Raw genomic sequence first — 10,381 nt, 5'->3', positions numbered from 1 at the left:
TCAGGTTGCGCGGGTCATTGACCGTCAGCACCGGCCAGCGTTCCGGCTCGCCCCAGGTGAGTAACCGGCCCGCCCATATCAGTTCCCCTTCTTCGGTCAGAATTTCCCGCACCGTTCCCTGGTGATCTTAGGGACTGCCCCGACACGACCATACTTTTTGACCGGGATTTTTTCTTTAATAACAACCTGTTAAAGAGCCACTTCGTTCCACTGCACTCACCGCCGCGAACCTAAAACCCCGATGTGCACTTTGCTGATGTTAGCTCACTTTTTCCCCGATGTCAGTGCCGGGTTTCCGCCCGTTTTTCCTGCCGCCCCGGGTTTTCTCGATAACCCGGGGCGGCGGGGCAGCTTGTCTGCGCCGCTGACGCGGGTTGGCCGGGTGCGGGCTGGCGAAGCCCGCTTATCGAAGGGGTTCAGCGGGGAGCCCCCGCCCGCGGGGGCGGACGGGGCGGAGATGGCGAGTACGGAGACGAGCGAGGAGCTTGCGACTGCGAGCCGGACGCAGCCAGTGCAGCAGGGTTGGGCGGGGGCAATAAACTGCGGCCAGCTTGCTGGCCTGCCTTCAGGGCGGTTGACCTTAACGGACTGACTGACAACGGTTTAAGGCAGATTTTCGCCCCGGAGCCGCCAGGGAGGGCGGCGACTGCGGCGGTGGGTTTTGGCACCGCGGCTGACAGCAGCGGGCGCAGCCCGGTGCGCCTCTGGGGCTGAGAAGCTCAATCCGGCGGCCAGCCGCTCACCGTTGTTGAGGTGGCCGCGCAGCGCCCTGCGGTGGGCGGTGCCGACATAATGTGCCGTTAAGCGTGGTGGGCCGTGCAGGCCCATTGCGCTTAATGCCACATTATGTTCAATGGCGGCTGACCGGCAACGTGTGTAACAGAGAACGCCGGGGTTCAGCGCCGGGCGGCCGGCATTTACCGCCGGCACTCAGAAGGTGGGCAGGCAGTCTGTGCGCAGGGACGCGCGCAGTCTGCCTTTCACTGCACCCCACGCGCTCACAGGGAACCGGCTAGCATTAAAGACGGTCCGGCAACGCAGGGCGTTCAGTCCAGCTTCGGGCTGTCCGGCTGGTCGCTATCGGCCTGTTTGTCGTCTGACGGTGTTTGCCGTTCTGCCGGGTGCGTCCGCTCATGCACTTTCTTTAAGTGACCGATGGCCACCCGCGTATAGATTTGCGTCGTCTCCAGTTTCCTGTGTCCCAGCAGCGCTTGAATGTGGCGCGTATCTGCGCCGTTTTCCAGCATCTGCGTTGCCATTGAATGCCGGAACAGATGACAGGCACCGGGTTTGTTGAGCTTTGCTTCCTCACGGATGGTTTTGCCTACCATCAGTGTCAGCGTGGTACGGGCCAGCGGTTTGCCCTTACGGGTGATAAACACGTGCCCGCTGTCATGTTTCCACGCCAGATGCGGGCGTACGTGGTCCAGATACCGCTCCAGCCAGTGCAGTGCCCGCGTGCCTATTGGCACAACCCGGTCCTGCCGATTCTTGCCCTGCCGCACGACCAGTACCCCGCGATGCCTGTCAATGTCGCCCAGCCGCAGGTTAATCAGCTCCATGCGCCGGATGCCGGTACTCCAAAACACTTCCAGTATCGTCCGGTTGCGCAGTTTCAGCGGGGTCTGTGCGTCGAGACTCGTCAGTACCTGGTCTGTCTCTGTTTCACTCAACACCTGAGCGGGCAGACGCCGCTCGGCTTTGGGGATAACAAGCTGCTCCGCCGGGTTATACAGGATATGGTGGCGCTGTAATAACCAGCGGAACCAGACCCGTATCATGGTCAGCCGTTGTAACTGGCTGTTGTTGCTGTAGTGCTCGCCATCGGCCTTGCAATAATGGCGAAGATAACGCTGCCAGCTTTCGAGTACCGTTAAGCTCACCTGCGGCGCGTGACAGACCGACCGCTGCTCACACCAGTCCACGAAAGGCGTCAGGGCGTCCCGGTAGTTGGACACCGTGCTGAGACTGTGCCCGCTGACCGTGCGGATTTCCAGATACGCCGCAAGAAGCTGGCGCAGTGTGGCAAGGGTCACGTCGTGTTGTGTCTGCATAAGTTTTCCCTGTATGTCATGTCGGTGAAGGGTAGGTTGTGTTTCCATCGTCTGCCTCTGATGGGAGTTCTGTCGGTATGCTACGTTTTTTTTATTCTGTCCTGTCGGAACAGTGATTTTTTGCTGAACCCGACCACTTTACTGTGAAGCCTTGTTGTGCCTGACTTTGCGTTGATACCTGTCACCCGACCGCCTGCCGACCTGATGCCGACCGGCAGGCGACCGCTTAATGCCTTACCCCGACCGGGCGATTTCATACTGCGTTATTCAGGGCACTATCAGCCCGCTCAGGTGTGCGGCGTCGCTGTCTTCTCCGTCGAACAGCAGCTCGTAGATGAACGTCAGTCCGCGCCGGTGCAGCAGCAGGTACTCCATTTCAACCAGCCGTGAGAGATGGATTTTCAGCTGGGTATCGCCCCACTGCACCGCATCACGCAGCATTTTGCGGGTAAACAACATGTCATGGCGCGGCTGCCCGCTTTCCCTGACCCAGCCTTGTATCAGCAACAACAGCCTGCGCGTTTGCGGCGGCATCTCGTCGAGCGTCCGGCCTAAGATGTCATGCGCAAGGCTGTTCGCCAGCCGGATATCGTCTTTGGTGACCTCGATATACTCAAGGGTTTGCCCGCGATGCCCGGCGGTTTTGACTTCCCGCTGGTGCTGGTGCAGCAGGGCGATGCTCTGGATTAAGGTCAGGTATTTCATATGGTCACGGCGCGTGCGGGTCTTGTCTGACATAAAGGTCAGTTGCGACGCATATGGATTGACCACATTCAACGGACGCAGCAGCCGCTGGGCGTTCTGGTGCAGCGTGGTGAGGTAGTTCCGTTCATTGTCAGCCAGCAACCCCTCAAGGGTTTGTTGGTGGCGCTGCAACGCATGGATAGCTTCCGTCTGTTCACGGGATTCATTGATGGTCAGCACCAGACAGCGATTTAACAGCTCTTCGTCTACATCGATGGCGGTGGTAGTCAGCATCAGCATGACCGGGCCTTTGACCGTGTAGCTTTTGGTGACAAGGTTGCCCGTCGCTTCGTCCTTGCCGGTGCTGGCAATGGTCAGTTCGCCGTCGCTTTGCAGCAGCTTGAGCGCATAGGCCGCCTGCCGTACGCCTTCTTCTTCGGCGATGGCCAGTATCTTGTGTTGCAGGTTGGTGTCGCCCAGATAAAACAGGCTCTGCCCCGTCATGGCGCTGTATTGCACCCGTTCTTCCGNCTGTCTTTCCTACACAAATATTGCCGGAAGTTGCATCTGCTTTTGAATTTTTGTATTTATTGTGGAATTCAACAATACAGCCTGTTTGAGGCCCGCTATGCCATTCTCAGCAAATGCCCATAAATGGGCAGAAAAAACCTTTGAACACGCGGAATTAGGTGACTCAAGACGCACGAAACGCCTGATTCAGATTGCCACCTCACTGGCCGAACACACCGGACAATCCCTGATGCAATCCTTAAATTCTCCCGCCGATATTGAAGCCGCCTACCGGTTTACTCGCAATCAGGCAATTTCCCCTCAGGCCATCGCCGAGGCGGGATTCAGCGCCACCCGCTCACAGGCGCGCCAATATGATTGCCTGCTGGCACTGGAAGACACCACGACACTGTCGTTTTCACATGCCTCCGTTAAAGATGAACTGGGATACACCACATCAAGCCAGACATCCCGGGGAATACAGGCCCACTCCGTTCTGTTATTTGCCCCGGCTGAACAACAGGTTGTGGGACTGATTGAGCAGCATCGCTGGAGCCGTAAGCTCAGTGAATACGGTAAAAGTCGAAAGCGTGACTCTCGCCCTTACAAAGAAAAAGAGAGTTATAAATGGCAACGTGCCTCAATGGCGACAGCACAACGGCTGGGAGAGCAGATGAAAAAGGTGATTTCCGTCTGTGACCGTGAATCGGATATTTTTGAATATCTGACTTATAAAACTGAGCAAAACCAGCGTTTTGTTATCCGCTCAATGCAAAGCCGCCGTATAGAAGAGAGTCAAGACAGACTGTATGATTTTATCAGTACACTGGAACCCGCGGGAGAGCGGCCGGTACAAGTCAGGCAGAAAGGGGGACGCAAAGCCCGCCTGGCGCACTGTGATGTCTGTTATGCCGAAGTGACCTTAAAAGTACCGGAAGGCAACACTGGAAACGCAGTGTCTTTATTTTATGTTGGCTGCCATGAAAAAGGGTATGAAAACGGATTAAGCTGGCATCTGCTGACCTCCGAGTCCGTGTGTAGCGCGGAGGACGCGCATCGTATCTTCACTTATTACGAACATCGCTGGCTCATTGAGGAATTTCATAAAGCCTGGAAAACGGGCGGAACGCAGGTCGAAGATTTACGAATGCAAAGTAAAGGAAATTTGGAACGAATGATAGTGTTACTGGGGTTCATTGCCGTGCGAATACATCAGCTTCGTTACCTGGGGCTGAATAAAGAAAAAGCGGAAAAACAAAGCTGCGAAGTCATCCTGAGCCCACAGGCCTGGAAGCTACTGTGGTTAAAACAGGAGAAAAGTCGCCCTCCCAAAGAGCCGCCGAGCCTTTACTGGGCGTATATCAATTTAGGCAAACTGGCAGGCTGGCATGACTCAAAACGGACAGGCCGGGTCGGGTGGGAAAGACTATGGGAAGGCTGGTTCCTGCTACAAACGCTTATTGATGGGTATTTACTGGCTAAATCGGTTGATGTAGAGATGTGACTAAGAGACAGGNGTTCTTCCGGGGGTATCAGATTGAGTACCGCCTCCATTAAGGACGATTTGCCTGCCGCGCTGCTGCTCTGTATCAGCACGGCCAGCGGTTTGGCGAGCTTGCGGCTCACTGCGGCCAGATAGCCGGCCAGCAGGTTAGTGGATTCCCCCACCACCCCGCAGGCGGCTAAATCCGCGGTGATACGCGCCGTCAGATTCGGGTCTTGCAGCAACGCCAGCGCGGCGGCCCGCTCGGCGTCGTTCATCTCCGGGGTTTTCTGTTCAGATGCCATCTCCGCCTGCTGCTGCCACTGCTCAACGGCCAGTAACACCTGCCCCAGTGCCCGGCGAATATCTCCCTCAGCCAGCCCCAGCTCGGTTGCCGCCATACGGGCATACCCCTGACGGCTGCGTGCGCTCATCAGGTCAACGCCATCCAGGAACATCACGCCGCTTTGGGTATCAATGACCTGCGCATTGAGCTTCATGACCACCGCGCCCGCTTTCACGGAAGACAACCCCCGAATGCCCCAGCGCAGGCGGCTCAGCGAGACCTTAAGCTCCCCGTCAGCCCCCGTTTCCCAGAGAAGGCCGGGCGTCGGGTGTTGCCCTGCCGTCACAACAGCGGCTAAAGCCGGTGGCGGGGCGGCTTCGGCGGATACTTCTGCTTCCGTGCGTGCGGCAACGGCCGTTGACATCGGCGTCGCGCTCTCAAGCAGCAGGGCGAAGGCGGCTTCCGGTTCGGCCATCTGACACAGATACTCATTCGCATCCATCTCGGGCGGGAACATCACGCGCAACGGGGTGATACCTTTTGCCAGCAGCGCTTCTGCCAGTTTCACCGCCGCTTCATTGCCCGCGCTGTCATTGTCGAAGGCGATAAGGACCTGTTTGATGCTATGCCGCTCAAACGCCAGCCAGTGGTCAGCCGTCACCCCGTTGACCCCGTAAGCGGCGGTCACGTTCCGATGACCGGCGACCCAGAACGACATCGCATCAATCAGGGATTCACACAAGATAAGGCTTTTCGAGGCCATCAGCGCCGTTTCATTCCAGACCCCGCGATGGGAACCCGGCAGATAGAGATGATAGACGGACCCCGGCCGCAACCGGTCCCGTATTTTGCGCCCGTATATCTCCCGGACCTGCCCCTCAGGGCCAGTCACCGGGACAACCAGCGCTCCGCTAAAGTGTTCATGACCCGATTCACGCATCAGCCCTACCGCCCGTAGTCGCGCCCGGATTTCAGCGCCCGGTTTGAGTTTCTTCGACGGCAGCCGATACCCCAGCGTGCGGTTGGCAAAGCCCAGCCGGAAGTGAGCGACTAACTCCGGGTGATTGAGTCGCCGCTGTGTCAGATACGCCTGCATCTCCGGCGCGTTCAGCAACGTGTGGTGATAGAATTCAACCACCCGATGCAGCAGCGCCTGCCGGCCGGCTTCATCTTCGGCCAGCAACGTTGGCTCAGAAGGCGTCACCAGCGGCTCGACCGCTGGATTTTTGCCTAATAAAGCCCGCAACCGTTCCGCCGCATGGCGCAGGCTTAAGCTTTCGGTGTTCATTACCCAGTCCAGCACCGAACCGCCCGCACTACAGCCGAAACAGTGATAGAGGTTTTTTTCAGGACTGAGGACCATTGACGGGGTTTTCTCCTGATGGAACGGGCACAGCAGTACGTAATCTTTGCCGCGTTTAATTAGCTGTCGTCCCTGTTGTTCCGCTACGGCCACTAAGGAGACGGCGTTTTTCAGGTGTTGTAATTCGGCTTCGGGTATCCGTGCCATATAGCTGTTCCTCCAAAAACCTGTCAAGATGCAAAGAGTAAAAATAACTCTGTTGTAGAGTACTCTAAAATAGAGTATTGTCAACTGCAAGATTAAAAACAGGGAGTATCCTCATGGCACGGTTAACTCACAGGCAGATACAGGCCATGAAGACGAAGGATGAAACATTCTTTAAAGAGTTAGGCGCGCGGATTGCGCTGGCTCGCAAAGAGCAACAACTCACGCAGCAGCAACTGGCGGAACAGTTGGGGATTGCTCAGCAGACAATGGCGCATTATGAAGGCGGGCGACTAAAGGTATCAGCGGCTCTTCTGCCATTACTGGCGCAGATACTGAATTTATCGTTGGATGAACTGCTTGGATTACCCTTGATCAGGCGTAATAGTAAACGGGGCCCCAGTTCCCGGCTGGAACAACAGATTGAGATAATCAGTCAGTTGCCGAAAGCCAGACAGAAGTTTGTTTCGGAGATGCTGGATACGGTAATTGGTCATAACAGAGAGTAAAGAGAGATAGCGCGACTGAGACAGGTTGCCCCCTGTCACAGCCGCTCACCACAAACAACTAAGAAGGAGTTGAATGATGGCTAAGGCGCATTCTAAGGCAGAAGCGGTGATAAATAAAGCCGTGAAAACAGAACGTTATTACACGGTGGGCTATGTACCGAACGGGAATAGGGTCAACAACGCCACCCCGGCAATACATCTTAAGGGGCAGTGGCTTAAACAGGCGGGGTTTAATACCGGCGGCCAGATTACGGTGAAGGTGATGGACGGCTGTCTGGTGCTCATTCCTGACAGTGAAGCCACGCAACAACAGCATCAGCAGTACCAGCGGCAACAGGCCCAACTGCGGGAGATTAAGCAGCAGATGCAGGCGCTGATAACCGGTTTTGTGGGTTAAGGGGAGAACATGAGATGACAATAGCGATTGAACATTTACAGGATATTCAGTTAACCCATATTGAAGCGCTGGCCCTGGCCCAACTGGTTAAGCGGCTGTGCTGGGCGGAGATACGCTCTTGTGCCGTAAATGACGAGGAGGCGTATCAGATTAAGGATGCGATCTCTAAGCTTCAATCCGCTCTGGCTTACCGTGGGTATGCGCCACGGTAGATTATAAAAAGGCCGAAAGATCACAAGGATCTTTTCGGCCTTAACATCATTTAATTTGCTATTTCTTCCCAAAATTCATTTGTTCGAGAGCCAACATATTTAATGATTTTTGTGGATGTTTCTTTACCCAAAAAAATAGTTCCAACGCCTCTGATAAATAATTCAAAACTAGTTGAAACTTGTTCAAAGTCATCCATTGATGATTCACTGGTCATAACAAAAACCTCACCAGTAATAGTGTTTAGTAATATGGTGTAAGGATCAGATATTGCTATAACGATAAATTCTTTAGGTCTATTTTCACCAATCCACCAATGATTAAAAGCGCTCTCACTGTTAATATTTACTATCATCTCAAGATAATCAGAACCATTACCAAATGATATGTTTCCTAATGAAAGATTATCTAAATCATAGTCTTTTATGAATGACAGAAATTCTTTAGGGAATATGACATTTAGTTTTTTTTCTGAAATTTCAACGTTTAATAACGGTTTGTATCTTTTAGATAATTTCAAATCATCAAAATCATCGCCTAACAGTGAGAATTTCTCATCTAATTGTTCACTTATTTCTTTGATCGTTAGTAACATAAAATTCTCCTTTTTATTTTGTATGCCATATACCGCCACTGCCAACATGAGTTGAACTCGGGACAGGTATTGCGTAACGTCCAAAATCAACATGATGGTGAATTAATGTTTCACCTTTGTAATTCACATGTTCTGGGAACGTCTTAATCCATTGATTATCTATTTTAGGTGATAATCCTAACTCTTTTATTCGGTACATATTACTTTTACTCAAAGAATCTGGTTGTAAATTACTCCATTGTTGCCAGAATTCTTTATTGTTTCTGATACCACCATTAGCAGTCATTTTGCCACTAGTGAAAGTACTTGTGTCTATTGAATACTTGGGGTCAGGTCTATTTGGGATTCTTGGATCTACCCTTGTTTGATAAGGATTGTCATCCCTTGAAATTTCTTTTATTCCAGGGCAACTAGTAAGACCAAGGGGGTCAATCCAATTCGCCGGATTATGCACGTAACTATAAGGACTTACGCCACCCCTTAAGTTTAGCGGATCTGGCGATAAGTACTGGCCTGTATCACTCTCGTAATAACGGTGCCGGTTGTAAAATAAACCGCTTTCCTCGTCTTCGTACTGCCCGCAAAACCGGAGGTTACACGTCAGGTTGCGCGGGTCATTGACCGTCAGCACCGGCCAGCGTTCCGGCTCGCCCCAGGTGAGTAACCGGCCCGCCCATATCAGTTCCCCTTCTTCGGTCAGAATTTCCCGCACCGTTCCCTGGTGATCACTCACTACATAGTACAACTGGCCCTGTTCATACAGCCAGTATATTCGCCACGGTAGATCATCAGTAAGGCCGGAAGATCGTTAGAAGCTTCCGGTTTGTTCATTAATATGATTGAATTAGTTCTCCTAGAGAGCCTGATTCAATATCGAATAAGAATCTGAAATCTACCCCATTAATATGGACAAAAAAATATAACTCATTGTTTATATAATAAACATCTGAGAAAATCACATCTCTAGTATTTAAAATTTCCTTAACATCCCATTTAAGTGAGTTATCTGGATTTAGAATATATGCTTGATTCTTAGATTTATTAAAAGGAGCTACAATCAAAGCTATTCCAATGGAATCTTTCAAAATAAGAGGTATAAGTTTATTGTCATCGTATATTTCTTGTCTTTTTCCTGCATATACCCATGTAATGCCAGTAGGAAGTAATTCTAAAACACTTAATCCTTGAGGATTCCGTTTTTTATCATAGTCATCCAGAGTATCTATAACCTTAAAATTACTAATGATGTTCATTTATCCTCCACATTTTTTAGAATAAATTTTTCTTGGTTCACCAACGGGTTTTAATTTTGCTCTATCTTCATAATTTAGGATTTGTATCTGGGTTCCTCCACCTGAATAAATTTTCCCTCCAGAAGTCTGTGGACCAACCGGCCCTGTTTGTATACGAATTCCTTCTGGAATATGGAACTTCTGCACATGCGATATTTCAGGCTTGAATTCAGGAATTACGGCCAATTGGTTTCTTACATAATCAACATTCGGAATATGATCTAAGGTTGCCCATCCTCCAGGTTTAATTTGCCCTGGAGACATAGCCATTTCAACAGTAATCCCACCTTTAGGAACTACTATAGATTCTAATTTTGCGCCGCTCCCCCAAGGATCTAGAGATGTTGGTGCTGGTAATCTCAATGAATTCAATCCTAATGGATCAATCCAATTAACCGGATCATGGACATACCCGTACGGGTTAAATCCGCCACTAAGATTCAGAGGATCAGGCGATAAGTACTGTCCCGTATCACTCTCGTAATAACGGTGCCGATTATAAAATAAACCGCTCTCCGTGTCTTCATACTGACCGGCGAACCTGAGATGACACGTCAGATTCCGCGGGTCATTGACCGTCAGCACCGGCCAGCGTTCCGGCTCGCCCCAGGTGAGTAATCGGCCGGCCCATATCAGCTCCCCGTCCTCGGTCAGAATTTCCCGCACGGTTCCTTGGTGATCGCTCACGACATAATATAGCTGGCCCTGTTGATAGCGAGCCGAGGGCGTCAGGGCGCCCGGCTCATACAGCCAGTGAATGCTCTGTTCATACCCGACAGTGCCATCCGCATATACCGGCGTCTCTTCAATCAGCTGCTCCCCGCTCCACAGGTAATCATAGCCGATTATCGCGG

General features: G+C 52.1%; 9 protein-coding genes and 3 pseudogenes. 4 read left to right on the top strand and 8 right to left on the bottom strand.

What is annotated here, in order from left to right; translation table 11 throughout:
- Positions 1–1,046: 1,046 nt before the first annotated feature.
- Together xerC and CKY02_RS21630 are read right to left on the bottom strand one after the other, a co-directional pair.
- Positions 1,047–2,054, bottom strand: coding sequence for a site-specific tyrosine recombinase XerC (gene xerC / locus CKY02_RS21635; protein ID WP_112896855.1), 1,008 nt, complete (start codon positions 2,052–2,054; stop codon positions 1,047–1,049).
- 91 nt (positions 2,055–2,145) lie between these two features.
- Positions 2,146–3,266 (bottom strand): annotated as a pseudogene (locus CKY02_RS21630) (DNA primase); the annotation flags it as partial.
- Positions 3,267–3,366: 100 nt separating this feature from the next.
- On the opposite strand from CKY02_RS21630, the gene CKY02_RS21625 reads away from it, so the two are divergent.
- On the top strand, positions 3,367–4,752 hold the full coding sequence (locus tag CKY02_RS21625) for an IS4 family transposase (RefSeq protein WP_112896854.1): 1,386 nt from the start codon (positions 3,367–3,369) through the stop codon (positions 4,750–4,752).
- Here the strand turns inward: CKY02_RS21625 and CKY02_RS21620 are convergent.
- Positions 4,752–6,527 (bottom strand): annotated as a pseudogene (locus tag CKY02_RS21620) (CHC2 zinc finger domain-containing protein); the annotation flags it as partial. The gene CKY02_RS21625 and the pseudogene CKY02_RS21620 sit on opposite strands and share 1 nt — an antisense overlap.
- A 113-nt stretch (positions 6,528–6,640) precedes the next feature.
- Here CKY02_RS21620 and CKY02_RS21615 point away from each other — a divergent pair.
- From CKY02_RS21615 to CKY02_RS21605, 3 genes are all read left to right on the top strand, one after another.
- A complete protein-coding gene (locus CKY02_RS21615) occupies positions 6,641–7,033 on the top strand; it encodes a helix-turn-helix domain-containing protein (protein ID WP_036783463.1) in 393 nt (130 codons plus the stop codon).
- Between the two features lie 76 nt (positions 7,034–7,109).
- Positions 7,110–7,430, top strand: a complete 321-nt coding sequence (locus CKY02_RS21610; RefSeq protein WP_112896853.1) for a SymE family type I addiction module toxin — start codon at positions 7,110–7,112, stop codon at positions 7,428–7,430.
- 14 nt (positions 7,431–7,444) lie between these two features.
- Entirely contained in the window at positions 7,445–7,642 is a 198-nt protein-coding gene (locus CKY02_RS21605; protein WP_112896852.1) for a DUF7706 family protein, read from the top strand.
- A gap of 50 nt (positions 7,643–7,692) precedes the next feature.
- On the opposite strand, the gene CKY02_RS21600 is transcribed toward CKY02_RS21605, so the two are convergent.
- From CKY02_RS21600 to CKY02_RS25995, 5 genes and pseudogenes are all read right to left on the bottom strand, one after another.
- The gene (locus CKY02_RS21600; RefSeq protein ID WP_112896851.1) at positions 7,693–8,235 is read right to left on the bottom strand and encodes an SMI1/KNR4 family protein; all 543 of its coding nucleotides are present in this window, start codon (positions 8,233–8,235) and stop codon (positions 7,693–7,695) included.
- 13 nt (positions 8,236–8,248) lie between these two features.
- Positions 8,249–8,521, bottom strand: a complete 273-nt coding sequence (locus CKY02_RS26800; protein WP_205068476.1) for a hydrolase — start codon at positions 8,519–8,521, stop codon at positions 8,249–8,251.
- Between the two features lie 117 nt (positions 8,522–8,638).
- Positions 8,639–8,995, bottom strand: a pseudogene (locus CKY02_RS26795) (RHS repeat domain-containing protein); the annotation flags it as partial.
- Positions 8,996–9,065: 70 nt separating this feature from the next.
- Complete coding sequence (locus tag CKY02_RS21590) at positions 9,066–9,488, bottom strand: hypothetical protein (protein WP_112896850.1); 423 nt, start codon at positions 9,486–9,488, stop codon at positions 9,066–9,068.
- Positions 9,489–10,381: RHS repeat domain-containing protein (locus CKY02_RS25995; protein ID WP_275658233.1), on the bottom strand; the 893-nt coding region annotated here is incomplete at its 5' end.

It is taken from the genome of Photorhabdus bodei (assembly GCF_003287735.1).
In the GTDB taxonomy this organism is placed as follows: Bacteria; Pseudomonadota; Gammaproteobacteria; order Enterobacterales; family Enterobacteriaceae; genus Photorhabdus; species Photorhabdus kayaii.
The sequence above is the reverse complement of the archived record's forward strand: the minus strand, read 5'-3'. Positions and strand labels throughout refer to the sequence as shown.